Consider the following 26,533-nt stretch of genomic DNA (forward strand, 5'->3'; position numbering starts at 1 on the left):
GAAGAGTTCAATGCGGGAGCGGGGCCCGGCCGGCGTTGACGCGTCGGCCGGGCCTGTTGCCAAGGCTGCGCCTCAGCGCTGGGTCTGTTTGACCACGCTCATCGCGCTGGCCACCAGCGAGCCCACGTCGGCGACGTTGGCCGGTAGGATGATGGTGTTGTTTTCCTTGGCCAGTTTGCCGAAGGCGGCCACGTATTGCTCGGCCACTTTCAGGTTGACCGCTTCCAGCCCGCCCTCGGTGTGGATGGAGCTGGCCACGCGCTTGATCGCGTCGGCGGTGGCGTCGGCCACCAGGCGCAGCGCCTCGGCTTCGCCCAGCGCCTTGTTGATGGCGGCCTGCTTGTCGCCCTCGGAGTTGTTGATGGTGGCTTGCATCTCGCCCTGGGATTTCTGGATCGCGGCCTCGCGTGCGCCGTTGGCCAGGTTGATCTGCTCCATCTTCAAGCCTTCGGATTGGGCGATGCGCGCGCGCTTTTCCCGTTCAGCGGTGATCTGGGCCTGCATCGCGTGCAGGATGTCTTGCGGCGGCACCAGGTCCTTGATCTCATAGCGCAGCACTTTCACGCCCCAGTTGACCGCGGCCTCGTCCAGCGCGGCCACCACGGTCTGGTTGATCTCGTCGCGCTCTTCGAAGGTCTTGTCCAGCTCCATCTTGCCGATCACCGAGCGCAGCGTGGTTTGCGACAGCTGGGTGATGGCGATGATGAAGTTGCTGGTGCCGTAGGAGGCGCGCTGGGCGTCGGTCACCTGGAAGTAGAGGATGCCGTCCACTTTCAACTGAGTGTTGTCGCGGGTGATGCAGACCTGGCTGGGCACGTCCAGCGGCACTTCCTTCAGGCTGTGCTTGTAGGCGATGCGGTCGATGAAGGGAACGATGATGTTGAGGCCGGGCGCCAGAGTGCCGTGATAGCGGCCGAGGCGTTCCACGATGTAGGCGTTCTGCTGCGGCACCACGGCCAGCGACTTGAACACGAAAACGATGACGGCGACGAGCAGGATCAGGGGCAGGAGTTCCATGGGTCTTATTGTTCCGGTTGGGTTGAACTGATTTTGAGCAGGTTGCCGTCGCGGCCGACGATGTAGGCGGTGGCGCCGGTCTCCAGCGGCGCGCCGTCCACCGACGCGGCGTCCCAGGCAGCGCCGCGGTATTGCACGCGGAGGTGGCCGGAAGCGGGGGCGTGGAGGACTTGCACCGGCTGGCCCAGGTCCGGGTCGTCGGCGCGCGGCTGGGAAGGCGTGCGCGGATGGCGGCGCTTGTAGCCGTAGACCAGCGCCACGCCGGCCACGCCGGCGATGCTGGCGATCACGTACTGGCTGGCTTCGGGGGCGCCCAGCCAGGCGGCGGCGCCGCCGCACAACATGGCGACGGCGACGACCAGCAGGTAAAAGGTGCCGGAGAAAAACTCGGCGATCAGCGCGAGCAGCGCGCTGGCAATCCAGATGGCGGTTAGCGGCAAGACGATGCCCTTGTCAAATTGAAGCGCTCATTTTCATGCCATCGCCGCGGAATGACAAGCGAGCGGGAGCGCGAGCCTCAAAAACGGACGCGCTCTCAAGATCCGGTTCAACGCCGCCTCGCCTAAGTGCGGCGGACGTCAAGCCCTCTCTTTAGACATGATCCTTGTCCGGCAGATAATGGGACAGGCGAGCCTCTTCCTCGTCATCCAGCCAGAATTTGTCCAGCATGTACCAGACCACGGCAAGCAGCGAAGCAAGCACAACGAGCAGGATGATCATGGCTTTGGCTCCTTAAGGGTGAACAAGGCGCATTCCCGTTTTCATTGTAGTGCCTGCCCCGGCGCTTTGCCGGCTATGGGGTACAATCCACCCCTTCGGACAGTCAGAGGGACGGAATGTTCCATTTGCAAGCGTCGGCGCAGGCCGAGGTTGAAATCAAGAAGAGCCGTTTCATCGGCATCGTGCAGCCGGTCAGCAGCCGGGAAGAGGCGCTGGCGCGGCTGGCGGAGATCCGCGCCCAGTGGCCGGACGCGCGTCATTACTGCGCGGTGCTGCTGTGCGGCGCGGACTCCATGCTGGACGACGACGGCGAGCCTTCCGGCACCGCGGCGCGGCCGATGTACAACGTGCTGCGGCACAAGGACGTCTGCGATGTGCTGGCGGTGGTGGTGCGTTATTTCGGCGGAATAAAATTGGGTGCGGGCGGCCTGGTCAGAGCCTACACTCAAGCTGTCAACGCCGCGATGGACGCGGCCAGCCTGGTGGCGGTGGTGCCGCGCGGCGATTACGAGGCGACGGTGGATTTCGCCGGCGAGGCGCGGTTGCGCCATTTGTGCCAGGAGTTGGGCGTGCCGGTGTCGGCGCCCCGTTACGGCGAACGGGTGAGCTTGAGGCTGAGCCTGCCGCTCGCCGAGGCGGAGGCCCTGCTGGCGGCGTTGACGGACGGGATGGCCGGCGCGCTGGAGGTGTCGCCGGTCGACTGAGGCGCCGTACGGCGCGGGCGGGGCCGCGCCGGCCCTTCAAGCGGGAGAGAGGGAACTCATGTCGCAACAGCAATATCGCCTGGTGACGCGCAGCGATTTCGACGGACTGGTGTGCGCGGTGCTGCTCAACGAATTGAATCTGATCAACGAGATCAAGTTCGCCCACCCCAAGGACATGCAGGACGGCAAGGTGGAGATCACCGAGAACGACATCACCACCAACCTGCCTTACGTGGCGGCGGCGCATCTGGTCATCGACCACCATCTTTCCGAAACCCTGCGCAATTCCAGCGCGGACAACTACGTGATCGACGCCAAGGCGCCGTCGGCGGCGCGGGTGGTGTACAACCATTTTGGCGGCAAGCAGGCGTTTCCCAAGATCAGCGACGAGATGATGGAAGCGGTGGACAAGGCCGACTCCGCGCAGTACACGCTGCAGGAAGTGCTGCATCCGTCCGGCTGGGTGCTGCTCAATTATCTGATGGACGCGCGCACCGGCCTGGGGCGCTTCAAGGAGTTCCGAATCAGCAATTACCAGCTGATGCTGGACCTGATCCGTTATTGCCGCGACCACAGCATCGACCAGATCCTGGCGCTGCCGGACGTGCAGGAACGCGTGGAGTTGTACGCGAAGCACGAGGCGCTGGCCAAGGAGCAGATCCGGCGCTGTTCCCGCGTTTACGGCAATCTGGTGGTGCTGAACCTGCTGCATGAGGAGGTGATCCACCCGACCAACCGCTTCATGATTTACGCGCTGTTCCCGGACTGCAATATCTCCATCCACCAGCTGTGGGGCGTCAACCGGCAGAACACGGTGTTCGCGGTGGGCAAGTCCATCATCAACCGCACTTCGCGCACCAATGTGGGCGCGCTGATGCTGCAATACGGCGGCGGCGGCCATGAGGCGGCCGGCACCTGCCAGGTGGGCAACGACCAGGCCGAGGACGTGCGCGACGAGCTGGTCGCGCGCATCCGCGGCCACGGCTGAGAGCCCGTGAACGATTGTGGCCGTTAAGGCGTGACAAGGCGGTGCGGCTGAACTCGCCGTACCGCGCCTCATTACGCGCCGCAGCTCGTATCAGGCCAACTGTCGCAGCACTTCCAGCGCCTGGTGCAGGTCCTGGCACACCGCCAGCGCTTGATGAGTCTGGTCCGCCGGCGGCGTCACCAGGTCCGGCACCAGGATCACTCGCATGCCGGCCGCGACGCCGGCGTGCAGGCCGTAGATCGAGTCCTCCAGCACTACGCAGCGCAGCGGGTCCACGTCCAGCTTGCGCGCGGCGGCCAGGTAGACGTCCGGCGCCGGCTTGGTGTGGGCCACTTCGTCGCCGGCCACCACGGTGTCGAAATACCGCGAGAGCCCGGTGCGGCCCAGCTTGATGTCGGCCAGCTGGCGCTGGGTGGAGGTGGCCACCGCGCGCGGCAGCGCTTGCGCGTCGACCCAGTCCAGCAAGGCCTCGATGCCGGTCTTCAGCGGAATCTCCTCATGCTCCAGCATCTGCCAGTAATGGCGGCGACCCACGTTTTGCAGCGCGACGGCCTCGTCCTGGCTGCCCAGCCTCTCGCTGAGGAATTCGGTGCAGCGGCGCATGGACAGGCCCACCATGTCCAGCAGCAGCTGATCGCTGAGCGTCATGTCCAGCTCATCGGCGGCGCGGCGCCAGGACTCCATGGAAATTCTTTCGGTGTCTATCATCAGGCCGTCCATGTCGAACAGGATGGCGTCATAGTTTTGCGGCATGCGGGCTCCTTTTCCGGGCTTCGACCTTACCCCTATAGCCCGGCTGCGGCAAGCGCTCCCCCTCTGGTATAGTGGGCCATCGCAAACGGCAGAGGAGGCGGATGTGCAATCGGTATTGGTGGCCAACCCCAAGGGCGGCAGCGGCAAATCGACCTTGGCGACCAATCTGGCCGGCTATTACGCCGCGCGCGGCAAGCGCGTGATGCTGGGCGACGTGGACCGGCAGCAATCCTCGCTGGGCTGGCTGGCGCAGCGTGACGCGGCGCTGCCGTCCATCGCCGGCTGGGAGGTCAAGGCCGGCGAGACGGCGCGGCCGCCCAAGGGCACCGAGGTGGTGGTGCTGGACAGCGCGGCCGGCCTGCACGGCAAGAAGCTGGCGGCCCTGGTGTCCCGGGTGGGACGCATCCTGGTGCCCATCCAGCCGTCGCCGTTCGACATGTGGGCGAGCGAGGCTTTTTTCGAGCAGCTGCTGGAAGAGAAGGCCATCCGCAAGAACAAGGCCTTCATGGCGGTGGTGGGGATGCGGGTGGACCCGCGCACCCGCTCCGCGCGCGAACTGGAGAAATTCCTGGCGGATCACGAAGTGCCGGTGCTGACCTGGCTGCGCGACACCCAGCTTTACGTGCAGGCGGCGTCCAGCGGACTGTCCTTGTTCGATCTGCCGCCGTCGCGCACCCAGCGCGACCGTGACGCCTGGCAGCCGCTGCTCAATTGGCTGGGCGAGGAAGAAGAAAGCTGGTGCGACAAGTGAAATGTTTTGTCTTGATCCGAAATAAAATAGCTTGACGTGAAGAAACCGGCGGCGTAAGGTGTGCCGGTAAGTGCGTGCGAGCCAAGCGAGGCGTCGCAGGGGGCACTGTAAACGGGAGCCGTCGGGGCTCCCGTTTATGTTTGGGGCCCCTTGTTTTTTGACTCTATTTCCGCTTTGGGAGCACACGCATGATCAAGACAGAACTCAATTACGGCGACGTTTATCTGGTGCCGAAAAAAACCGTGGTGGACAGCCGCAAGGAATGCGACACCTCGGTGCAATTCGGTCCGCGCCGTTTCGACATGCCGGTCTACGCGTCGAACATGAAGTCGGTGGTCTGCGCCGAGAGCAGCGAGCTCTTCGCCGCTCGGAACTGGTTCTACACCATGCACCGCTTCAATGTGGACGCGGTGGCCTTCACCCGCGAAATGCAGGAAAAAGGCCTGTTCGCCTCCATCAGCGTCGGCGTCAACGAAGACACGCTGGAACAGCTGGCCGCGCTCAAGCAAGCGGGACTCACCCCTGAATACATGACGCTGGACATCGCCAACGCCTGGTGCGTGAAGGCCGAGCGCATGATCAAGCACATCAAGCAGCAGTTCCCGAACACCTTCCTGATCGGCGGCAACATCGCCACCGCCGAGGCCGCGCGCGACCTTGAAAGCTGGGGCTGCGACGCGATCAAGGCCGGCATCGCCGGCGGCCGCGTCTGCATCACCAAGAACAAGACCGGCTTCCACCGGCCGATGATTTCCACGGTGCAGGACTGCGTGGCCGCGGTCAAAGTGCCGGTGATCGCCGACGGCGGCATCGTCGAGCACGGCGACATCGCCAAGGCGCTGGCCTGCGGCGCCAGCATGGTCATGGCGGGCTCGCTGTTCGCCGGCTACGACGAATCCGCCGGCGAGATCGTCGAGATCAGCGGCAAGCACTACAAGGAATACTTCGGCAGCGCTTCGCAGTTCAACAAGGGCGCCTACGTCAACGTGGAAGGCAAGAAAATCCTGGTGGAGTACAAGGGCAGCATCGGCAAGCTGCTGCGCGAACTGAAGGAAGACCTGCAGTCGTCCATCAGCTACGCCGGCGGCAACACCCTGGAAGCTTTGCGCAGCGCCGAACTGATCCAGGTTCGCCGCTGAGCCTGACCACGCGGCTCAGGCGTGCTGCGCCGCCGCTGGACGCGGCGCTTCCTCTTGCGGCTGGGCGCGGCATTGCGCCCAGATCGCGCACTCCAGCTGCATCGCCACCTCGTCGCGCTGATTGAGGGTGGTCCAGCGCACCTTCACCACGCCGAAGCCGGGCTGGCTGTTGGAGCGGCGCTTGTCCAGCACCTCAACGGTGACGCGCAAGGCGTCGCCGGCGCGGGTGGGCTGGGGCCAACGCATCTTGTCGATCTGCATGCCGATCAAGCCGTTGGCCATTTTCCCCAGCTCGGTCTGGGTCACCAGCCGCATGCTCAGACTGCTGGTCTGCCAGCCGCTGGCGGCCAGGCCGCCGAACAGGCTGTCCGCGGCGCTTTGCGGGTCGGTATGGAAGTATTGCGGATCGTACTGGCGGGCGAAGCCGATCAGTTCTTCCTCGCTCAGCACGTGGGTGGGGCTGTGGAACAGTTGTCCCGCTTTCAAATCTTCAAAATAGAGCATATCGACTTACGTTTGCGTCATCTCGAGCGCGCAGCTTAACGCGGCCGGCGAAACGGGTCAAAATCCGCAAGGCATTCAGCCGAGCAAGGGGAATATTTTGTCGCAAGATAGACAGTTGGAAGTGTGCGCCGGCTCGCTGGCGTCCTGCCTGGCCGCCGCGCAGGGCGGCGCGGCCAGGGTGGAGTTGTGCGCCAGCCTGGAAACCGGCGGCGTCACGCCGTCGCCGGGCATGATCGCGCTGGCGCGGCAGCGGCTGGACATCGGCCTGCATGTGATCGTGCGTCCGCGCGGCGGCGATTTCCTGTATTCCGACGACGAGTTCGAAGTGATGCGCCGCGACGTGCTGGCCTGCCGCGAACTGGGGGCGGACGGCGTGGTGCTGGGCCTGCTGACCGCGGACGGCGACGTGGACGTGGAGCGCAGCCGCGAGCTGGTCCAGTTGGCCGGGTCGATGAGCTGCACTTTTCACCGCGCCTTCGACATGGCGCGAGATCCCGAACAGGCGCTGGAGCAAGTCATCGCCAGCGGTTGCCGGCGCGTGTTGACCTCCGGCCAGGCGCCGGACGCGCTGGAAGGCGCGGCCCTGATCAACCGTTTGCGCCGCCAGGCGGGGGCGCGGCTGATTCTGATGCCGGGTTGCGGCGTGCGGCCGGACAATCTGGCCGAACTGGCGCGCGCGACGGGGTGCCGCGAATTTCACGCCTCGGCCAGCGTCAAGGTGGCCAGCGCGATGCGTCATCGCCAGGCCGGGGTCAGCATGGGGACGGCGGGCATGGACGAGTACGACAGGCGGGAAAGCTGTGTCGAAACCGTACGGATGATGACGGATTTGCTGCGCGGACTCGATTGACGCTTGTCGGGCGGGCCGGATTTGCAGGATGATTCTGGCATTTTCCGGCCGCGGGTCATGAGGAGCGCAGAATGAGCAAGCCGTCGCATGTGGTCAATATCGACCAGGTGGAAGCCGTGGACTACCGGGAGGGAGAAGGGTGGGGCGGCAGCTACCAGCCGCTGACGCCGGCGCTGGACGCCTTGCCCGGCCGGCTGGGCGCCAATCTGACCCGGCTGCCGCCGGGGCGCGCCGGTTGTCCCTTCCACGCCCATGCCCGCGAGGATGAAATCTTCTATGTGCTGTCCGGACGCGGCGTGCTGCGCCTGGGCGACAGCCTGCAGGAAATCGGACCCGGCGACTGCATTTCCTGTCCGGCCGGCACCGGCGTCGCGCATCAGATCGCCAATCCTTTCGATCAAGACTTGGTTTACCTCGGCATCGGCGTCAACGACCCGCACGAGGTCTGCGTCTATCCGGACAGCGGCAAGGTGCTGGTCCGCCATCTGAAGCAGGTGGGGCGGCTGGAGAGCGCGCCGTATTACGACGGGGAGCCGGCGCGCCCCGGCATCTTCGACATGCTGGAGCGGGAGCAGGCGCTGGCCCGGAAATAGGCGGCTTGGCATGCGACGGCGGCATGAGCGATAACGGAACCATCGTTCATCCATGGACAAGGCAATGAAGAGGCGGGCATTGAGCCGCGCGGCGGCGGTGTTGGCGTTGGTCTGGTCGCTGGGCGCGGCGGCGGAGCCCTTGCTGCTCTGCTACGAGGATCAGGTTTCCTACCCCTGGCTGGACGGTCGCGGCGGCGGGCTGGACATTCAGTTGATCAAGCAACTGCAGGGCGCGTTGAAGCGGGAGTTGTTCCTGCATCCGATGCCGTGGCGGCGCTGCATCAATATGCTGCGCCAAGGCAAGATGGACGGCGCCTTCGCCGCCAGCTTCGTGCCGGAGCGTTCGCAATGGGGCTTGTACCCCATGTTGCCGGGCGGCGCGCCGGACGTCAGCCAGCGCCTGCACAGCTCCAGCTATTCCTTGTACCGGCTCAAGGGCACCACGGTGGACTGGGACGGCGCGCGGCTGTCCAGCGGCATGGCGCCGATAGGCGTGCAGACCGATTTCTCCATCGGCGCCTTTCTGCGTAAGCAGCAGGTGGAGATAGACGACAGCAACCGCGACCCATTGGCCATCCTGCAGATGCTGCGCCTGCGGCGCCTGAGCGGCGCGGCCTTGCAGACGCCGCGCGCGGAGCAGATTCTGCGCGAGCATCCGGAGCTGGCGGAGGCGATAGAGCGCTGCCGGCTGCCCTTGGAGGAAAAGCCTTATTTCCTGATGTTGTCGCGTCAGCTGGCGCACCGCGAGCCGGGCTTGCCGGGCAGGATCTGGACGGAGCTGGAGCGGCAACGGGAATCGCCGGCTTTTCTCGCCCTGCAGCGGGCGGCCGGGCTGCACCGCGAGGCCGCGGGTACGGGGCACAAATGAAAACAGAATATTCAGCGACTGCTTGCTATCAAAATTAAAGCTTTTGCTTTATTATTTTCGACTCCTTGATTGTCTTAGGAATCCCAATGCATAAAAAAACGCTTTTGGCCGCCGGCTGTTTATGGCTGGCCGCCGCCCCGGCCTTGGCGGAGGCCTGGTCCTATCCCGGCTGGCAGGACGGCCGCGACACCCGCGTCAAGGCGCTGGCCTTGCTGCAGACCTTGAACGCCACCTTGCTGAGCAATAGCAGCGCCACCCGCACCTTGCAGCAGTGGTGCGCCGATCACCGGATGGCGTCTCCGGCGCAAATCCGCGCCTTGCGCAATCCGGCGGACCACAAGGACGCCAGCCCGGAAGTGCGCGCCCAGCTGCAGGCGCGGCCGGGCGAGCGCATTGCCTACCGGCGGGTGCAACTGGCCTGCGGCGAGCATGTGCTGTCCGAGGCCGACAACTGGTATTTGCCGTCCAAACTGAGCGAGGAGATGAACCGTCAGCTGGACAGCAGCGACGTGCCGTTCGGCCGCGCGGTGGCGGCGCTGAATTTCCGCCGGCAGACCGAGGAGGTCAAGCTGCTGTGGTCGCCGTTGCCGGCGGGCTGGGAAATGAAGCCCGCGGACAAAGAGACCGCCGCCGCCGGCCTGGACATCGCGCAGCAAGTGCTGCAACACCGCGCGGTGCTTTACCGCGGCAGCGACAACGCGCCGTTCAGCGTGGTGGTGGAAACCTATCAGCGCGAGGTCTTCGCCTTCCCGCTGGCTTATTGAGACCGCGCTGAGCGGCGTCTTGCGAGCCGGGCGCTGGCAGCGCCCATTACGCAAACATCAAAAGAAAAAACCAACCATGATGAAGAAAAAAACCATGCTGGGCTGCCTGCTGTTGGGCGGCCTGATTGCGGGCCAGCCGGCGCTGGCGGACCGCTTGGACGATATCCTGCAACGCGGCAGCGTGCGAGTGGGCACCACCGGCGACTACCGGCCGTTCAGCGAACGGGACCCGGCCAGCGGCGCATACCGCGGTCTGGACATCGACATGGCCGAAAGCCTGGCGCGGGCGCTGGGCGTCAAGCTGGAACTGGTGGCCACCAGCTGGCCGACGCTGATGCGCGACCACGCGGCCGGCAAGTTCGACATCGCGATGAGCGGGGTGTCCATCAATCTGGAGCGGCAGAAGCGGGCGCTGTACTCGCTGCCTTATCTGAACGACGGCAAAACGCCGATCACCCGCTGCGAAAACGCGCAGCGCTTCCAGACCATCGCCCAGATCAACCAGCCCCAGGTCAAACTGATCGTCAACCCGGGCGGCACCAATGAAAAGTTCGCCCGTGCCCGGCTGCCGGCGGCCACGCTGACCGTGCATCCGGACAACGTCACCATTTTCCGGCAGATCATAGACGGCAAGGCGGATCTGATGGTGACCGACGCGGTGGAAACCCGTTATCAGCAGAAACTGCATCCGGAACTGTGCGCGGTGCACCCGGACAAGCCGTTCGACTTTTCGCAAAAAGCCTATCTGCTGCCCAACGACTGGCGCTGGAAAGCCTGGGTGGACCAATGGCTGAGCCAGAGCCTGCAAAACGGCGAATTCGCCGGCCTGTCGGCCAAGTGGCTGGGGAAATGAGTCTGACCTAGGCTTCGCTGCCTCGCAGTTGCTCGATATAGCAATTGAACAGCTCGGCGTGGCTGGCCACGCCGAGCTTCAGATACAGATTGCGGCGGTGGACCTTGACCGTCTCCGGCGAAATGACCAATTGCTGGGCAATCGCCTTGCTGGACAGGCCGCACAGCGTCAGCCGCGCCACCTCGGCTTCGCGTTCGGACAGCTTGCCGTGGCCGAAACGACTCAGCGTCTGCGTCAGCTGGTCGGACAAGCGCTGCGATGGCGGCGTGGGCGCGGAGCTCAGCTGCCAGTGGCGCCGCATCGCGGACAGCAGCCAGGGCTGCATCACGCGCAGCTTGCCGATGTCGGTCGGCTCGAACTCGTTCGCCTTGCCCAGCGACAATGACAAGACCTGGTCGGGGGCGACGCGCAGCAGCAGTTGGACCTCGTCCACGCCAACCTCGCCGCTCATATAGCGCTGGAAGTATTCGCTCTGGCGGAAGTGATCCGGCGCGATGTCGGGCAAGTGGTGGAGGCCGTCGGCGAAAGGCCGCTGCGCGTATTGATAGAAGGGGTCCAGCAGATACAGGCCCTGGCAGTAAAGCGCCATCGGCGACGCCGCGGCCTGGTGCTGAAAATCGCATTCCTCCAGAATCTGCGGCGGCGCGTCCGCGTGGTAGCAAGCGGCCAGCGCATTGTCCAGCGGCACGCTGCCGCGCAGCAGCAAGACCAGCTGGCGCCAGAACCCGGGCAGACCGATCTGCGCCATCAGCTGCGCCAGATGATGGTGCAACGGCAATTCCTTCAACAAAGCTTCCATCCGGCAATCCCCGCTTGGGGTAACCCATCACGGTGATTGGGCACCTTCCCGCGTCAAAATACACTGTCTCCCACGCGTCTGACTACAAGGCGCCGCACAATAAGAGGAGACGAGAGCATGAGCACATCCAAGGCCGGCCCCGGGCTGCGCCGTTCATTGAGCGTGACCGACGTGGTGCTGATCACCGTGTCCGGCGTGACGCCGGCCAGTTCCATTTTCGTGATCGCGCCGTTCGCGCTGCAAGGCGCCGGCAGCGGCGCCTTTCTGGCCTTTGCGCTGGCGGCGGCGCTGGCCGTCGCGTTCGCGCTGTGTTACGCCGAGCTGGGCGCGGCCCATCCCAACGCAGGCGGCGAGTACGTGATCATCGATAGGGTGTTCGGCCGCGCGCTCAGCCTGCAGATGTATCTGCTGATTCTGTGTCTGCTGCTGTTCATCCCCGCGGTGCTGGCCACCGGCGCCGCGCCCTATCTGAACTCCGCGCTGGGCACCCGGCTGGACGGCGCCGAGGTGGCGCTGGCAATGATCGTGCTGTGCTTCGGCATCGCGGTGCTGGACATCAAGCTGAACGCCTGGCTGACCGGCTCCTTCCTGTTGCTGGAGCTGGCCGCTCTGGCCTTGATCGCCTGGCTGGGCTTCAGCGAGGCGCGGCAGCCGGCCGCGGTGCTGTGGCAGCCGGTGAAGGCGGCGGCCGACGGCGGTCTGGCCGCGGTGCCCGCCGCGACGATAGCCGCCATGGTGGGGACGGCGGTGTTCGCTTACAACGGCTTTGGCGGGGCGGTGTATTTCGCCGAGGACATGCGCGAAAGCGGCCGGCCGGTGGCGAAGGCGGTGCTGGCGGCGCTGGCCATCGTGGTGCTGGTGGAGTTGATACCGGTGACCGCCTTGATTCTGGGCGCGCCGTCGCTGGCGGAGATGAGCCGGCAGGCGGATCCGATCAACTACGTGCTCAGCCATTTGAGCCGCCCGGCGCTGGCGCGGGTGATCAGCGGCGGCATCTTTCTCTCGGTGTTCAACGCCATCATCGCCATCGTGGTGCAGAGCGGCCGCTTTTTGTACTCCAGCGGGCGAGACGGCCTGTGGCCGGCGCCGGCCAGCCGGGCGCTGAAGCGCATCCATCCGCGCTTCGGCACGCCCTGGGTGGCCACGCTGGCGCTGGCCATCCCGTCCGCCTTGCTGACCTTTCATTCCAGCCTGGATGATCTGGCGTCCTTCACCGTGATCATCCTGATGCTGAACTACCTGTTGCTGGCGCTGGCGGCCTTGCGCAGCCGGCTGGGCCGGCATCCTCATCCTTACCGCATGCCCGGCTGGCCGTGGCCGCCCTTGCTGGCGGCTGCGGGCAGCCTCTCCCTATTATGGGCGGTGCTGCGGGACGCGCCGGCGCGCGATTGGTGGATCATCGGCGGCATCGCGCTGGCCGGCGCCTTGCTGGCCGCGCAGCGGCCGCCGGGCAAGATCTTGATTGTTGATGAACAAAAGGAGAGATGATCATGCAGTCCAGAGCCAGAACCTTGGGCATTCGCATCGGCCAGGGCGAGCCCGGCCCCCTGAACGCGATTACGGACGTGCCCGGCGTGCGGGTGGGGCACGCCGCCGCCTGGGCGGATTTCGACGACGGCCGCCGCGCGCGCACCGGGGTCACGGTAGTCGAGCCGCGGCCGGGACTGGCGCGGCGCACGCCGTGCTTTGCCGGCGTGCATGTGCTGAACGGCAACGGCGACGCCAGCGGCCTGGAGTGGCTGCGCGAGGCCGGCGTGCTGAGCACGCCGATAGCGCTGACCAACACCCACAGCGTGGGCGTAGTGCGCGACGCCTTGATCGCCGGCGAACGCGAGGCGGTGGCCGGCGAGCCGCAGCTGTATTGGACCATGCCGGTGGTGCTGGAAACCTTCGACGGCCTGCTCAACGACATCAACGGCTTCCACGTGACGGCGGAGCATGCGCGCGCCGCGCAAAGAGCGGCCAGCGGCGGCTTGCCGGCCGAGGGCAGCGTGGGCGGCGGCAGCGGCATGATCTGCCACGAGTTCAAGGGCGGCATCGGCACCGCCTCGCGGCGGCTGCCGGCGGAGGCGGGCGGCTGGATCGTGGGCGCGCTGGTGCAGGCCAACCACGGCAAGCGCGGCTCCTTGCTGGTGGAGGGCTATCCGGTGGGCCGCCGCCTGAGTTGCGCGGAGATTCCCTCGCCGTTTGAGACCGGGCGGCTGCCGCAGCCCGGCATGGGCTCCATCGTGGCGGTGCTGGCCACCGACGCGCCCTTGCTGCCGGATCAATGCCGGCGGCTGGCGCAGCGCGCCGGCATCGGCATCGCCCGCACCGGCGGCGGCACCGAGGATTCCAGCGGCGACATCTTCGTGGCCTTCGCCACCGGCAATCAGGGCCTGCCGATGACCGATTACGCCGGCAAGGGAGCGCTGACCTGCGCGGTGGAGATGGTGAATGCGGACCATCTCTCGCCCTTGTTCGAGGCGGCGGCGGAAGCGGTGGAAGAGGCCATCGTCAACGCCTTGCTGGCGGCCGGAGACCTGAGCGGCAACCTTGGTCACGCGGCGCGCGGGCTGGACGCCAACCGCCTGCTGAGCGCCTTGCGCGAAAGCGGCTGGCGTCCGCGTTAGACGGCGGCGCGCGCGCGGCTTTCGGCGCTTTGTTTGCGCCGTATAATGCTATTATCATTACACGGAAAGCCGCGCGGGCGGCGGACAGACAGCAGGAGGCGGACATGAATACACCGGACATTCCGGCGGACGAACCGCAGCGCTTGGCGACCTTGCGCGCGCTCGGCGTGCTGGACACCGCGGCGGAGGAGCGTTTCGACCGCCTGACCCGGATGGCCAAACGCTTGTTCCGGGTGCCCATCGCCCTGGTCAGCCTGGTGGATGAAAACCGCCAGTGGTTCAAATCCTGCGTCGGCCTGGCGGCGTCGGAGACCGGGCGCGACATCTCCTTCTGCGGCCACGCCATCCTGGGCGACGACATCTTCTACATCCCGGACGCGCTGGCGGACGAGCGCTTCGCCGATAACCCGCTGGTGACGGGCGCGCCGCATATCCGTTTTTACGCCGGCTGCCCGCTGCATGCCGCCAACGGCGCCAAGGTGGGCACCCTGTGCGTGATCGACGTCCAGCCGCGCGAGTTCGATCACGACGACGCGCAGGCCTTGCACGATCTGGCGCGCATGGTGGAGGCGGAGCTGATCGCCTTCCAGGCCGCCACCACCGATGAACTGACCGGCATTTCCAACCGGCGCGGCTTCCGGCTGCTGGCGCAGTACAGCCTTAATTTCTGCGCGCGGCAAAACCTGCCGGTCAGCCTGGCCTTCCTCGATCTGGACAAATTCAAGGCGATCAACGATTGCTTCGGCCACGCCGCCGGCGACCAGGCGCTGGCGACTTTCGCCGAGCTGATGCGAAGCTCTTTCCGCTCGGCGGACTTGCTGGCGCGGCTGGGCGGAGACGAGTTCGTGGTGTTGTTGTCCGAGGTTGAGCATGAGCGGGCTCATGCGGCGGTGGCCAAGTTCTCGCGTCATCTGGACGCCTATAACGCCGGCTCCGGCCAGCCTTACCAACTGGCGTTTTCCGACGGCATCGTGGAGCTGGACGCGGAGCGCCATTTCTCCATCGAGGCCTTGCTGGCGGAGGGCGACGAGCTGATGTATTCGATCAAGGCCGCCAAAAGGTAGCCGCGCACGGGCGTCTCACGGACGCCCGCGTGATGTTTACGGCGGAACTTTCACTTTTCATGCCTCTCTAGTCTGAAAACAGACTGCGCATTTCATGCGTTCCGAATAATGGCCAAGGGCCTGTTCAAAGCCTTGCGAGTTGGGGCGAGACAAGGCGAAGACAACTGAGAAAGCGGAATGCACCCCGAGCATTTCAACGCAGTTTTCAACGCCCCTTTCTACTCATCCCGCCGACGCACAGCAGATCGTAAACAGGTTCTAAGCAAGGGAGGCGGCCGCCATGGTCCATGATGTTTCCTTGATTACCACCATCGCGGCGGGCCTCGGCCTGTCCCTGATTCTGGGCCTGCTCTGCGAGCGGATGCGCATTCCGGCGCTGGTGGGCTATCTACTGGCCGGCATCGTCATCGGCCCAGCCACGCCGGGTTTCGTCGCCGATATGAAGATTGCCGCGCAGCTGTCGGAAATCGGCGTGATGCTGCTGATGTTCGGCGTCGGCCTGCACTTTTCGATGAAAGACCTGTTGTCGGTCAAGCGCATCGCCGTGCCGGGCGCCATCGTGCAGATGAGCGCCGCCACCGGCTTGGCCTTGTTCATCGCCTGGTGTTGGGGCTGGAGCTGGTCCAGCGGCTTGATCTTCGGCCTGTCGCTGTCCTGCGCCAGCACCGTGGTGCTGCTCAAGGCGCTGGAAGTGCGCGGCATTCTGGACACCATCAACGGCCGCATTGCCGTGGGCTGGCTGGTGGTGGAGGACCTGGCCTGCGTGCTGGTGCTGGTATTGATGCCGCCGTTGGCCGCGCTGCTGAGCGGCGCGCCCGCCGCCGCCAACGCCGCGCCGCTGTGGCAGACCATCATGTTGACCTTGCTGCAGGTGGCCGCCTTCATCGCCTTGATGCTGATTGCCGGCCGGCGCCTGCTGCCGTGGCTGCTGTGGCGGGTGGCCAAGACCGGATCGCGCGAGCTGTTCACGCTGGCGGTGACGGCGGCGGCCATCGGCATCGCCTTCGGCGCCGCCTATCTGTTCAACGTCTCCTTCGCGCTGGGCGCTTTCTTCGCCGGCATGATGATGCGCGAGTCCGAGTTCAGCCACCGCGCCGCCCGCGAATCGCTGCCGCTGCGCGACGCGTTCTCGGTGCTGTTCTTCGTGTCGGTGGGCATGTTGTTCGATCCGGCGATTCTGCTGGAGCAGCCGCTGATGGTGCTGAGCGCGGTGGCCGTCATCATGCTGGGCAAAACCCTGGCCGCGCTGATCCTGGTCATCCTCTACCGCTATCCCTTGACCACCGCGCTGACCATCGCCGCCAGCCTGGCGCAGATCGGCGAATTCTCCTTCATCCTGGCTGGCCTGGGCGTGACGCTGGGCCTGCTGTCGGCGCAGGGCATGAGCCTGGTGCTGGCCAGCGCCTTGATCTCCATTGCCCTCAATCCGCTGTTGTTCGCCTTGCTGGAGCCCTTGCGTGGCTGGCTGCTGGCGCGTTCCGAATGGGCGCGCAGCCTGGAGCGCCGGCCCGATCCCTACGCCGAGCTGCCGATGAGCACCGAGCGCAAATACCTGGAAGGCCAGGTGGTGCTGGTGGGCTACGGCCGCATCGGCCGCGGCGTGGCGGCGGAACTGGAGCGCAATCGGGTGCCCTTTGTGGTGGTGGACCACAACCGCGAACTGGTGGAAACGCTGCGCAATCAGGGCCGGGCGGCGGTGACCGGCGACGCCGCCGAGCCGGGCGTGCTGATCCAGGCCCACATCGTCAACGCCTCGGTGCTGGCGGTGACCACCTCGGACGCTCTGAATCTGCGGCAGATGGTGGAGGTGGCGCGCACGCTGAACCCCGAGCTGCGCATCGCGCTGCGCGCGCGCAACGCCGAAGAGGCGGAGCTGTTGCGCGGGGAAGGGCTGGGGGCGGTGTTCCTGGCCGACGAGGAGTTGGCCGGCAGCATCGGCCGGCACGTGTTGCACTGCTTCGCCGCCGAAGCGGCGCAGGCGGCGCACTGAGCGTCGCGGCTCAGACCCGCTCCAGCCAGGCTTTGGCCGCGGCCAGGTCGCGCGCCACCCAGTCGGCGTCGGCCTCGAATTGCGCGTCGTCGACGCCGGGCTGACGGAACAAGGTCAATAGTAGCTCGCAACCCTCGTCGCGCGCCAGCAGGCGCAAGGGGACGTAGATCTCCGTCTGACCGGGCGGCGACACCCAGTGATCCAGCACGCCGTAGTCGTTGGGCGGCGAAAAGCGCAAGGGCATCACGCCTTGAGGCGTGTCCGCCAGCCAGCCGTCGTCGTCGCGGCGCAAGGCCCCGGCCAGGCCGGACGCCCAGCGCGGGAAGTTTTCCGGCGGCGCCAGCAAGGCGTAGGCGCGGGCGAAAGGGCAGGCAATACTGACGCTGAGATGGCGTGGCGGCGTGGACATGGGGTTCTCCAATACGGCGATGCTACTTGAGTGTAGTCGACGGCGGACCATGTGCCGTTGACATGCTTCGCGCCAACGGGCTATGGTCGTTTCCGGTGCTCAAAACACCTAATACTACTAGCGGCTACCGCACCCGTAAGACTCGCGGTTTTTTTGCGTCCATGGTTTTGGCAAACTCCCAGTTGTGGGACAATGCGCGTCCATGGCCGGGTGTGCGGCTAATACAATACCCGCAAGGGGAATACGCCCGCCGACTAGTAGCGGTTTTGAGCACCCGGCCGCCCTCTCAAAAAGGGCGAAATCCAAAATGCTACTAGGAGGCCGCCATGGCCAAGATCGACACCCTACGCGAGGCGCGTCGCGCCCTCAGGCATATTCGTGCCGCCCAATCCCACTTCAAACAATTGCCCGAGGCGCTGCGCCAAGAGATGTCCCGTCAGCCGCCGCGCCAAACGCCATTCGTCATCGCCTTGTCCCCGCAGGTGCTGTGGAGCTTGCTGGAGGCGAGGTATGGCGTGGAATGCGCGTATGAGCGGCTGCAGTTGCTGATCGCTTCGATGCAGGGCAACACCGCCAGGTAGATGGCCCCGGACGCGGGGCGAAAAAGGCAAAGGCCCGGGTGATATGTCCGGGCTTTTGATTTGGACGGAGGCGGTGAGATTCGGACTGACAGCGGGCAGGTTTTTACATTGCTTTTAATTCAGATTGTTTTTGTGTGATTTGATTAGCCGGCATGATCAGCCAATTCACGCTGTCAGCAGTGTGTTCGGCGGTTTGAATATGGATTAATTGCTTTAGTCCGCTAACAAAACCCCTGACCGCCTAATAGGCTGAAGATTATTTTCTGCTATGTTCTAGCAAGTAGGGTTAACCCATTTCAAATAATCACAAAAGAATGTGAATAATACCTAACAAAAATTGAGAACTGAGGGCATGACAGTCAGTCCTTAAAGTGTGCGGCCGCATTGGTGTTGACTTGATTATCAATATCAGTTGTGTTTTGACTGTATTAATCAAGGTTTGTGCGAGTATCTAGGCAATCGCCTCAAGGTATTCCTATTGCCTTAATTTTATTGTCACTATGGAAACTTGCTGATTTTGCATTTTCCAGCACGTTTAAAGGAGTTTAATTGTGAAGGCTATTAATATTCTGACTCTTCCTTTTGCCGCCGCCCTTTTGCTGGCTTCTTCCTTGGTCAGCGCATCTCCGGCTGGGTCTTCCAACACTCAGGAAGTCGCCTCCGCCACGCAACAAGCCAGCAACAATGCCAGCAATACAGTGGACGCTCTAGTCAATCAAATTCAGCCAAGAAAACCGGGGCAGTGCTTCTCTGCAAAGAACTGCACAGGGAAGGTCATTGGCAATCACCAACATGCGCATAACTGCAAAAATGCAGGTGGCAAATCTTGGCGCAGCGGCGTGACGGGGCAATGCAGTAATTTGTAAGCTTTTCCTGTTTTCAATCTGAAACAACAGCTTCGCGAACTTTGGTTCGCGGAGCTGTTTTTTCTTAATGAGGGTTGGCAGCGGGTGACGATTGGCACAGATGTCGACAGCACACTCAAGCGTTGTGGCAGGATTCTTGGGTGTGCAATAGCAATACGCAGGGATTCTGAAGTGCACTTAGCTTAGGTGTCTCGATTAATTGCTCTATTTTTCATGGGTTTAATGGATGTTTCCAATGTGATTTTATGCAATCAACTTATGCTAAGTGTGTTTTGTAAACAAATATTTACACCCTGTTACGGAACTTGGCTAGTCGCGCGACAGATGTAATACAAACGTTTGAAATATTCTGGTGAAAATGAATGCCCATTCCCCAACCAGTAGGTTAAAAATGAAAAAAATCATCATTGCATCCATTCTGAGTATGTCCGCAGTTGCCGCTCATGCGGCTGAGAGTGGTGCATATGTTTTTGGTAATCTGGGCTACAACTCGGAAAAGATGAAAAGCCATGAAGGCATCTCTGACAGTAAAAGCGCAGGAGGTATCTGGGAGCTCGGAGCCGGCTACCGCTTCGGCTCCTACTTTGCGACGGAACTGTCATATCTCGACTTAGGCAAGATGAAATCCTCTGCTACCGGGCGAGACGGGAAAGCAAACTTCTCGATACCGATGCATGCTGAGAGACTGGCTTTGGTTGGGATTCTGCCAGTGTCAGAAGATGTTGAACTTTTTGGCAAAGTCAGCCTTAACAACGTACATGGCACATTGAAAGTCGAAGCCGACGGATCCAGTTTCAGCGCCAGTAGAAGTAAAGTATTGCCTGGTATTGGCATTGGTGCTAGCTATGCGGTCACAAAAAACTTTGCCCTGCGTGGTGAGTACGAGTATATCAAGAGTGCGATGAACTCCATGAGTGAGGATAGTAAGGATGTGACATCGGGCACCAATCTATTCAAGCTTGGTGTAAGCTACAAGTTCTAATTTGGTTCGCCCTCCATTTTGGAGGGCTTCTTGATGTTGTATAAGGATGGTTATGCGGTTTTTGCTTTTAGGAAGCGCTCTGATGTTGTTTTCGATAGTGACAGGAGCAAAGGAAGTGGATGCGGCTGCATCCAAAAGATATGGTGTATGTGTTGGGGTTGCCAACTCGGTGGCTCAGGCATTGACTGCTTTTTCTGATATGGGCAGTAGTGAAATCTGGTTGTGGCGAAACAATAAAATTAGAAATTGTGAATATGATTCTAGGGAGGATGGTTATTTCTTTAAGGAGAACCTAAAAGAAATGTGGAGCTTTGCGAATAAAAAAATAGAAAATGATAACAAGGTAAAAATAAGAAATAGTTACTATTCCATGGAGCTGGAAAATTAGCCTGCTGTCAAGGATCCATTTGGTCCCTCACCACGTAGAGCCCGGCAATAACTGGGCTTTATTTATTTTGGAAAGCTGAAGAAGTAGAGCCTTCGAAGCGGGCCATCGCCAAAGCGCCGTGACAGGGTGCTTTGGTGTCCAACAGCAAGGAGGGCACCATGAGAAGAGGACAAGATTTTGCTAGTCGGGAGTGGGCTGGAAAGGTAAAGCCCACGCGGTAGAGGCCCCGAAACGGCAATGGCCCAAGCATCTGCTTGGGCCATTATTTTGGCGGTCGAATTATCAATGAGTTATAAAAACTTTGTTTCCGCATTGGGCTAGATTCTTGCCGCTTGTGAGCGGCAATGCGAATATGGAGATATAGCATACATGCCGCTAGTTTAGCGCGTGTCGGGACATGTGGTGATAGTTGATATATTTGAATGGCATAAGTTGCTCTGAACACGGGCAAGAAAAACCCCAGCGTAGGGCTGGGGTTAATGGAGGGACACTTATTTTCACTCAGTAGTTACGTGGCTAAGGTGGTCTATTAATACAATTAATTGCGCTGTCAAAAATAAAGCAAAATGTCACTCTCAAAAATTTAGCCGCTAGTAAGGAGACTGTCTATGAAGCGAGCCCTATCTCTGACGTATGCTGGACGTAAATGTCCACCATCTTTGTAAATCGGCTCACCATTGCCATCCACGCTGGGGCATACCACAGAATTACACAAGAAATCCATGGGATTTACAGCCTTAGCACCACTTGATTCAACTACTTTTCTTAAATCCTCTTGAACCTTTCCGTATCGTTCATTTATAACTTGACGGCTTAATCCTCCATCTCTCATTAGCATTAAGTGTGGGAAGTGCTTAAGCCCTCTGAAAATCATAAATTTTGGATCTAGTTCACTGCCAATTGGAATGCTGAGTACAATATAGACATTTTTACCTAGTCGCTTCAACTCTCTAATGTAGGCGGCCAATCTTTTCAATGAGGCAAGATAATCTTTCTCGCCGACGCCAAATTTGCCAGTTAAAGCCGCCCCATCTTTTAAGTATTGGGGCCATTGCGCACCGATCACAATGTTTTTGACGTTTACATCGCTTTTCGCGTAATTAAAAGCGCTCTCCATTAGATTGGTGCAATGCTTATGAGCTTCATCATATGGAGAAGCTGGAATAGCTAAACACCCTCCGCCAGTAGCAAAGATTACGCTATTAACAGCATTTGGCAGGGTGGAAATTAATTCATCAGTTCTAACATAATATTGCTCACTGTTTGAGTCGCCAATGAATAAGGTAACCTCCATTTTTTTTGAATTTTGCCTTAAAAAAGTTCTTCCTTCAAAGTTGAATGGAGTTAGTTTTCCAGGATACTGCCACTCGCCTGCTGCTTTAGAAATTTTTGCAAATCTAGAAACGCGAAACTCAAGCCCATTCCGTTTGTGTATGTTGTAACCCACGTAACCAACAATAGTCATAAGAGTAACGAGCACTGTTACCTTAATCTTGCTGTGGTTGCCAAAACGTAGCGGCCGTTCAATAAGCTTGCACGTAAGCCAAGCAAGCACAACGGAGAGTACAATAGCCGCTATGCGTATGTCACGACTGGGTGCTTCGCCTTCAACAATCCTAGCAAACGAAAGCAATGGCCAGTGCCACAAGTAAAGTGGAAAGCTGATTAAACCGAACCAAACAGCAATTTTATTAGACAGGACTATGCGATTAACCCAAGCTTTAGAACCGGCTGTAATAATTAGTACAGCACCTAAGACTGGTACTAATGCCCATGTCCCGGGGAAGATCAGCTCCTTGTTGATTCGCCAAAATCCATATAGTAACAAGAATAAGCCAAGAAACGAACACACATCAGATAGTGTCTTGCCAGAATTCTCACTCTTGCCGCTATATACAATGCGAGAAAGCCAAACATCAATCTTGCTTTTCACGTTGGCGAATGCGTTCTTCTTGTATAACGCAACCCAAGCCAATAAACTTCCACTTAACAATTCCCAAAATCTTGTTTTGGGTGAATAAAAGGCCGCAATCATATCTTGCTTAACGCCTTTAATATTTAGTGAAAAAGTTATAACGGAAACAATGATTGTGATTGTTAAAAGATTGAAATTTCGCTTCCAAGCGAACCATAGTAAAAACGGCCATGCAATATAAAATTGCTCCTCAATGCCTAGACTCCATAAATGTAACAACGGCTTAGTTTCAGCAGAGTTGTCAAAGTAGCCTGCTTCATTCCATAACACAAAGTTTGAAACAAAACCTGCGCCACCAGCTATATGCTTTCCTAATTGCTTGTACTCATCCGCTAACAATGCGAACCAACCAAAAGCAAAGCAAGCAATCAAAACAAGCAAGAGAGCCGGAAAAATGCGTCTAATACGGCGTGAATAGAAATCAGAGAAACTGAATGTGCCCTTTTCTAAGTTATCAAAAATGATAGTAGATATGAGATAGCCAGAAATTACAAAAAAGACATCAACCCCGATAAAGCCACCACGAACCCAACCTGGGAAAGCGTGGAAAGCAACAACAGCTAATACAGCAACGGCCCGTAAGCCATCAATGTCTGGACGATACTTTGGATGCGAAAGATGTGCTTGATACGTTGTCATATCTTATAATTTGCTTACCCGTGAGCCATCAACCAAAAAATGAAAGTGGTTGTGTGAAGCTCGAAACTGGTTAGAATGAAAAAAATATGAATATTATACATTTTTAGCCATCTTCCAACAATACAAGGGGTAAGGTAATAAGCCGTATTAGCGAAGTTAACTGGCGAACTTGAAATTGAATTGCTTAAAAAATGTGCGAATGTTCTTGCTAAAATGAACGGGGGAATTAAGACCGGCTAGCAAAATCTGTCGATAAATCGTAGATAGATCAACGAGAAAGCCAACTTGAGCAAAGCGAAATGCGTATCTAACCGCCGCATCGAAGCGGATGCGCAACTTGTCGAAGCCCACTGGCCAAGAATGAATGCGTTCTACCACCCAACGGTGGCAATTCAGTCTCTCGCTGCTTTCCACTCCGCGACGGGAAATTCGTACCAAGATTCCGCGTCGGCTGGGTCTGGAAGTTCAGCGCTGATCTAATGGGATGACGCCCCCGTCTAACGGCATCGATGCGCCAGAGTGGCAGTGTCAAACCATCGCTCACGGACGGGACATCCTATGACTGTCGACATTGACCTGGCAAAGCCGGTTTTCCAATTGCATGGCGTAGATGAGCACGGCAAGCAGCCCTGAAGAAACAGTTGCGCCGCGAGCAGATGGCAGCTTTCTTCGTCAATCTACCTTCATGCCTGATTGGCATGGAGGCCTGTGTGGTGCCCTCCATTGGGCACGGTTGCTGCAAGGCTTTGGCCGTACCGTTCAACTGATGGCGCCGCAGTTTGTCAAAGCCGACGTCAAGACTAACAAGAACGATGCAGCCGATTTCGCGGCGATTTGCGAAGCGGCGACCCGGCTGGACGTGTGCTTTGTGCCGATCAAGGCTGTCGAGCAGCAAGCGATTCTGTCTGTACATCGCGCTCGCGCCGCTTTTGTGAAAGTGGGCACCGCGACCGCCAGTGAAATTCACAGCCTATTGGCCGAGTTTGGGATTGTCATTCCACAAGGTATTCACACGATCTGCCGACGTATTCCGGAGATTCTGGAGGGCGGCGAGAGTGAGCTGACCCGCACCTTCAAACAGTTGTTGAGGGCGCTCTCGGACCACCTGAAAGAGCTGGGCCGGCAGGTCGAGGCGCTAGAGCAGGACATTCAGTGCTGGTGCCGTAACTCTGCTGCTAGCGTCCGATTAGCAAAGGTCCCTGGCATCGGACCACTTGCTGCGAGTGCCGTTGTCGCCATCGTGGGGGGAGGGGGGCAAAATTTCAGTGGCCGGCAATTTGCAGCCTGGCTTGGTTTGGTGTTGCGACAACACTCCCGCGGCGGCAAGTCGACCTTGCTCGGGATTGGCAAACGTGGTGACAGTTACTTGCGTGCTCTGATGACTTGTGGCGTTCGTGCGTTGCTGCGCTTTGCAACGGGCAAAACTGATCGCGCCTCAACGTGGCTGAGCGGGGTGATGATACGGCGGCATGCAAATGTGGCGGTGGTGGCGCTAGCCAGCAAGAGTGCCCGCATCATTTGGGTCTTGTTGGCGCATAAGGGTGAGTTCCGGTTCGACGACACCCCGGTATTTGCCGGGACGTAGTCGGGTCGGTCGATTTTGACAACGCAGATTAGTGAAGACTTCCAGCGGTTGCGCAGGCAATCTTGATGTGATGGCAAGACAGGTAAGATCGTGACCGACATATCCCGGGACTATCAAAGTGTGTAAAGCGCGGTGATCTGATAGCGGCGCCGGTAAGCATATCCCAATTAGGGACAGAGGCGACGGCCTTGTTAAAAGTCCGGATGTATGGCTGCAATCCCAACCTTATTCTTGGCTTAAACAAAAAGTTTGCTTGGCAAGCGGGGGCGGCCATCCCATTAGACCAAATCGGAACTCCTACAGATTGGCGCTAACTAGGACGGCATGTGTTTTGGCGGAAGCGGTGAGATTCGAACTCACGGTGGGCTCGCACCCACGACGGTTTTCAAGACCGTTGCATTAAACCACTCTGCCACGCTTCCCGATTCGGTAAGAGGGCGCAATTCTAGCGGGTCTTAGGCGCTTTGCCTAGAGGGCAGCCGCATTTGAAGCCAGCATTTCCGCCGCGTGCTCGCGCGTGGTCTGGGTCAGTTCCACGCCGCCCAGCATGCGGGCGATCTCCAGCACCCGCTGCTCGCTGTCCAGCGGCTCGATGCGGCTCTTGACCCGGCCCTTGTGCTCGCTCTTGCTGACCTGCCAGTGGTGGCTGCCGCAGGAGGCCACTTGCGGCAGGTGGGTGATGCACAGCACTTGGTAGCGCTGGCCCAGCTGGCGCAGCATGTGGCCAATGACTTCGGCGACGCGGCCGCCGATGCCGACGTCCACTTCGTCGAAGATCAGCGTGGGCACGCTGGCCACCTGGCTGATCACCACTTGCATCGCCAGGCTGATGCGGGACAGTTCGCCGCCGGAGGCCACTTTGGCCAGCGGGCGCAGGCTGGTGCCGGCGTTGGCCGCCACCAGGTATTCGATGGATTCCAGGCCGTGGGCGCCGGGTTCGGGCAGGGCGGCCAGTTCGATGGCGAAGCGCGCGCCGCTCATCGCCAGGTGCTGCATTTCCGCGCCGATGCGGGAGGACAGTTCGCTGGCGGCCTGGCGGCGCTTGCCGGACAGCGCTTCGGCCTGCGCGCGGTAGCGCGCCAGCGCGGAGGTTTCCGCCAGGGACAGCGCTTCGATATCGGCGGAGGCTTCCAGCGCTTGCAGCTGCTGCTGCCAGTCGTCCAGCTTTTCCTGCAGGTCTTGCGGCTGCACCCGGTATTTGCGCGCGGTGCTCATCAGCGCGTCGAGCCGGCCTTCCACTTCGGCCAGCTGGCCGGGGTTTTCGTCGATGTCGCTGGCGTAGTCGCGCAGGCTGTAGACCACTTCGCGCAGTTCGGCGTCCACGGAGTCCAGCAGCGACAGGGTGTCCGCCAGCCGCGGGTCCAGGTTGGCCAGCTTGCTGAGACGGGTTTGCACCTGGGACAGCATGGTCAGGCAGCTGTTGTCCATCTCGGACAGGGTTTCCACCGCCAGCTGGGCGCTTTGCGCCAGTTCGGCGGCGTTGGCCAGCCGGGAGTGGCTCTGGTTCAGCGCGCTCCATTCGTCCGGCTGCAGATTGAGCTCGCTCAGCTCGTTGATCTGCCAGTTCAGCCGTTCGCGTTCGACTTCGGATTCGCGCGACAGCCGCTCGGCGTCAGAGCGGGCGCGGCGGGCGGTCTGCCAGTCCTGCCAGGCTTTGTTGACGTCGCGGGCCAGCGCGACGGAGCCGGCGTAGGCGTCCAGCAGCTGGCGCTGGGCGTCGGCCTTCATCAGCGACTGGTGGGCGTGCTGGCCGTGGATGTCGACCAGGAATTCGCCCAGCTGCTTGAGTTGGCTCAGGGTGGCGGCCTGGCCGTTGACGAAGCTGCGCGAGCGGCCGGACTTGTCCAGCAGCCGGCGCAGCAGGAGCACGTCGTCGTCGCCGTTGAGGCCGTTTTCTTCCAGCCAGGCGTCGATTTCCGGGCGGCCGCGGGTGTCGAATTCGGCGGTGATCTCGGCGCGTTCGGCGCCTTCGCGCACTTGCGCGCCTTCGGCGCGGTCGCCCAAGAGCAGGCTCAAGGCGTCCAGCAGGATGGATTTGCCGGCGCCGGTTTCTCCGGTGAGCACGGTGAAGCCGGCGTGGAAGTCCAGCGAGATGTTGTCGACGATGACGAAGTCTTTAACGGTCAGCGATAGGAGCAT

General features: G+C 60.8%; 26 protein-coding genes, 1 tRNA gene and 1 pseudogene. 18 read left to right on the forward strand and 10 right to left on the reverse strand.

Features of this window, described 5'->3' with window-relative positions; translation table 11 throughout:
* Window positions 1-72 precede the first annotated feature (72 nt).
* The 3 genes from JW897_RS10585 to JW897_RS24520 form a co-directional block, all read right to left on the reverse strand.
* Complete coding sequence (locus tag JW897_RS10585) at window positions 73-1,017, reverse strand: SPFH domain-containing protein (RefSeq protein ID WP_048414801.1); 945 nt, start codon at window positions 1,015-1,017, stop codon at window positions 73-75.
* Between the two features lie 5 nt (window positions 1,018-1,022).
* Complete coding sequence (locus tag JW897_RS10590) at window positions 1,023-1,457, reverse strand: NfeD family protein (RefSeq protein ID WP_053077406.1); 435 nt, start codon at window positions 1,455-1,457, stop codon at window positions 1,023-1,025.
* A 151-nt stretch (window positions 1,458-1,608) separates the two neighbouring features.
* On the reverse strand, window positions 1,609-1,737 hold the full coding sequence (locus tag JW897_RS24520) for a hypothetical protein (protein ID WP_255360658.1): 129 nt from the start codon (window positions 1,735-1,737) through the stop codon (window positions 1,609-1,611).
* A gap of 116 nt (window positions 1,738-1,853) precedes the next feature.
* Between JW897_RS24520 and JW897_RS10595 the strand changes: the two genes are divergently transcribed.
* A complete protein-coding gene (locus tag JW897_RS10595) occupies window positions 1,854-2,441 on the forward strand; it encodes an IMPACT family protein (RefSeq protein WP_205466047.1) in 588 nt (195 codons plus the stop codon).
* 58 nt (window positions 2,442-2,499) lie between these two features.
* The gene (locus tag JW897_RS10600) at window positions 2,500-3,429 is read left to right on the forward strand and encodes an exopolyphosphatase (protein ID WP_048414799.1); all 930 of its coding nucleotides are present in this window, start codon (window positions 2,500-2,502) and stop codon (window positions 3,427-3,429) included.
* A 90-nt stretch (window positions 3,430-3,519) separates the two neighbouring features.
* Here the strand turns inward: JW897_RS10600 and JW897_RS10605 are convergent, their stop codons facing one another.
* On the reverse strand, window positions 3,520-4,182 hold the full coding sequence (locus JW897_RS10605) for an HAD family hydrolase (RefSeq protein WP_048414798.1): 663 nt from the start codon (window positions 4,180-4,182) through the stop codon (window positions 3,520-3,522).
* Window positions 4,183-4,285: 103 nt separating this feature from the next.
* Here JW897_RS10605 and JW897_RS10610 point away from each other — a divergent pair, with 103 nt between their 5' ends.
* Complete coding sequence (locus tag JW897_RS10610; RefSeq protein ID WP_048414797.1) at window positions 4,286-4,933, forward strand: ParA family protein; 648 nt, start codon at window positions 4,286-4,288, stop codon at window positions 4,931-4,933.
* A gap of 188 nt (window positions 4,934-5,121) precedes the next feature.
* A complete protein-coding gene (locus tag JW897_RS10615) occupies window positions 5,122-6,072 on the forward strand; it encodes a GMP reductase (RefSeq protein ID WP_205466048.1) in 951 nt (316 codons plus the stop codon).
* A gap of 15 nt (window positions 6,073-6,087) precedes the next feature.
* Here JW897_RS10615 and JW897_RS10620 read toward each other — a convergent pair whose 3' ends face one another.
* Window positions 6,088-6,576 carry a MaoC family dehydratase gene (locus JW897_RS10620; RefSeq protein ID WP_048414795.1) on the reverse strand — a complete coding sequence of 163 codons (489 nt, stop codon included), beginning with the start codon at window positions 6,574-6,576 and terminating at the stop codon, window positions 6,088-6,090.
* 97 nt (window positions 6,577-6,673) lie between these two features.
* Here JW897_RS10620 and JW897_RS10625 point away from each other — a divergent pair, with 97 nt between their 5' ends.
* The 5 genes from JW897_RS10625 (at window position 6,674) to JW897_RS10645 (ending at window position 10,504) form a co-directional block, all read left to right on the forward strand.
* Entirely contained in the window at window positions 6,674-7,426 is a 753-nt protein-coding gene (locus JW897_RS10625; RefSeq protein ID WP_205466049.1) for a copper homeostasis protein CutC, read from the forward strand.
* A gap of 71 nt (window positions 7,427-7,497) precedes the next feature.
* Window positions 7,498-8,019 carry a cupin domain-containing protein gene (locus JW897_RS10630; protein ID WP_048414793.1) on the forward strand — a complete coding sequence of 174 codons (522 nt, stop codon included), beginning with the start codon at window positions 7,498-7,500 and terminating at the stop codon, window positions 8,017-8,019.
* A 64-nt stretch (window positions 8,020-8,083) separates the two neighbouring features.
* Window positions 8,084-8,887, forward strand: coding sequence for a substrate-binding periplasmic protein (locus tag JW897_RS10635; protein WP_205466050.1), 804 nt, complete (start codon window positions 8,084-8,086; stop codon window positions 8,885-8,887).
* 86 nt (window positions 8,888-8,973) lie between these two features.
* Window positions 8,974-9,651: a hypothetical protein gene (locus tag JW897_RS10640; protein WP_053077404.1), complete on the forward strand. Its 678-nt coding sequence runs from the start codon at window positions 8,974-8,976 to the stop codon at window positions 9,649-9,651.
* Window positions 9,652-9,727: 76 nt separating this feature from the next.
* Window positions 9,728-10,504, forward strand: a complete 777-nt coding sequence (locus JW897_RS10645) for a transporter substrate-binding domain-containing protein (protein WP_275899864.1) — start codon at window positions 9,728-9,730, stop codon at window positions 10,502-10,504.
* Between the two features lie 7 nt (window positions 10,505-10,511).
* On the opposite strand, the gene JW897_RS10650 is transcribed toward JW897_RS10645, so the two are convergent.
* Window positions 10,512-11,303 carry a helix-turn-helix transcriptional regulator gene (locus JW897_RS10650; RefSeq protein ID WP_205466051.1) on the reverse strand — a complete coding sequence of 264 codons (792 nt, stop codon included), beginning with the start codon at window positions 11,301-11,303 and terminating at the stop codon, window positions 10,512-10,514.
* A gap of 117 nt (window positions 11,304-11,420) precedes the next feature.
* On the opposite strand from JW897_RS10650, the gene JW897_RS10655 reads away from it, so the two are divergent.
* The 4 genes from JW897_RS10655 to JW897_RS10670 all read left to right on the forward strand — a co-directional run bounded on the left by JW897_RS10655 (window position 11,421) and on the right by JW897_RS10670 (window position 16,969).
* Entirely contained in the window at window positions 11,421-12,791 is a 1,371-nt protein-coding gene (locus tag JW897_RS10655) for an APC family permease (protein ID WP_205466052.1), read from the forward strand.
* 2 nt (window positions 12,792-12,793) lie between these two features.
* The gene (locus JW897_RS10660; protein WP_205466053.1) at window positions 12,794-13,915 is read left to right on the forward strand and encodes a DmpA family aminopeptidase; all 1,122 of its coding nucleotides are present in this window, start codon (window positions 12,794-12,796) and stop codon (window positions 13,913-13,915) included.
* Window positions 13,916-14,019: 104 nt separating this feature from the next.
* Window positions 14,020-14,979 (forward strand): GGDEF domain-containing protein, encoded by a 960-nt coding sequence (locus JW897_RS10665; RefSeq protein WP_205466054.1) that lies wholly within the window; start codon window positions 14,020-14,022, stop codon window positions 14,977-14,979.
* A gap of 280 nt (window positions 14,980-15,259) precedes the next feature.
* The gene (locus tag JW897_RS10670) at window positions 15,260-16,969 is read left to right on the forward strand and encodes a cation:proton antiporter domain-containing protein (RefSeq protein ID WP_205466055.1); all 1,710 of its coding nucleotides are present in this window, start codon (window positions 15,260-15,262) and stop codon (window positions 16,967-16,969) included.
* Window positions 16,970-16,979: 10 nt separating this feature from the next.
* On the opposite strand, the gene JW897_RS10675 is transcribed toward JW897_RS10670, so the two are convergent.
* Window positions 16,980-17,378: an SRPBCC family protein gene (locus tag JW897_RS10675; protein WP_205466056.1), complete on the reverse strand. Its 399-nt coding sequence runs from the start codon at window positions 17,376-17,378 to the stop codon at window positions 16,980-16,982.
* A 326-nt stretch (window positions 17,379-17,704) separates the two neighbouring features.
* Between JW897_RS10675 and JW897_RS10680 the strand changes: the two genes are divergently transcribed.
* The 4 genes from JW897_RS10680 (at window position 17,705) to JW897_RS10695 (ending at window position 20,195) form a co-directional block, all read left to right on the forward strand.
* Window positions 17,705-17,959: a hypothetical protein gene (locus JW897_RS10680; RefSeq protein ID WP_205466057.1), complete on the forward strand. Its 255-nt coding sequence runs from the start codon at window positions 17,705-17,707 to the stop codon at window positions 17,957-17,959.
* Window positions 17,960-18,510: 551 nt separating this feature from the next.
* Window positions 18,511-18,825, forward strand: coding sequence for a hypothetical protein (locus JW897_RS10685; RefSeq protein WP_205466058.1), 315 nt, complete (start codon window positions 18,511-18,513; stop codon window positions 18,823-18,825).
* Window positions 18,826-19,216: 391 nt separating this feature from the next.
* Window positions 19,217-19,807, forward strand: a complete 591-nt coding sequence (locus JW897_RS10690) for a porin family protein (protein ID WP_205466059.1) — start codon at window positions 19,217-19,219, stop codon at window positions 19,805-19,807.
* An 82-nt stretch (window positions 19,808-19,889) separates the two neighbouring features.
* Entirely contained in the window at window positions 19,890-20,195 is a 306-nt protein-coding gene (locus JW897_RS10695) for a hypothetical protein (protein WP_205466060.1), read from the forward strand.
* A 583-nt stretch (window positions 20,196-20,778) separates the two neighbouring features.
* On the opposite strand, the gene JW897_RS10700 is transcribed toward JW897_RS10695, so the two are convergent.
* Window positions 20,779-22,809, reverse strand: coding sequence for an acyltransferase family protein (locus JW897_RS10700; protein ID WP_205466061.1), 2,031 nt, complete (start codon window positions 22,807-22,809; stop codon window positions 20,779-20,781).
* 558 nt (window positions 22,810-23,367) lie between these two features.
* Between JW897_RS10700 and JW897_RS10705 the strand changes: the two are divergent.
* Window positions 23,368-24,394: pseudogene (locus JW897_RS10705) on the forward strand (IS110 family RNA-guided transposase).
* A 332-nt stretch (window positions 24,395-24,726) separates the two neighbouring features.
* Here the strand turns inward: JW897_RS10705 and JW897_RS10710 are convergent.
* Together JW897_RS10710 and recN are read right to left on the reverse strand one after the other, a co-directional pair.
* Window positions 24,727-24,816, reverse strand: a tRNA-Ser gene (locus tag JW897_RS10710).
* A 46-nt stretch (window positions 24,817-24,862) separates the two neighbouring features.
* Window positions 24,863-26,533: a DNA repair protein RecN gene (recN, locus tag JW897_RS10715; RefSeq protein WP_205466062.1), complete on the reverse strand. Its 1,671-nt coding sequence runs from the start codon at window positions 26,531-26,533 to the stop codon at window positions 24,863-24,865.

The sequence above is a fragment of the Chromobacterium alkanivorans genome (assembly GCF_016937655.1).
Taxonomy (GTDB): Bacteria; Pseudomonadota; Gammaproteobacteria; order Burkholderiales; family Chromobacteriaceae; genus Chromobacterium; species Chromobacterium alkanivorans.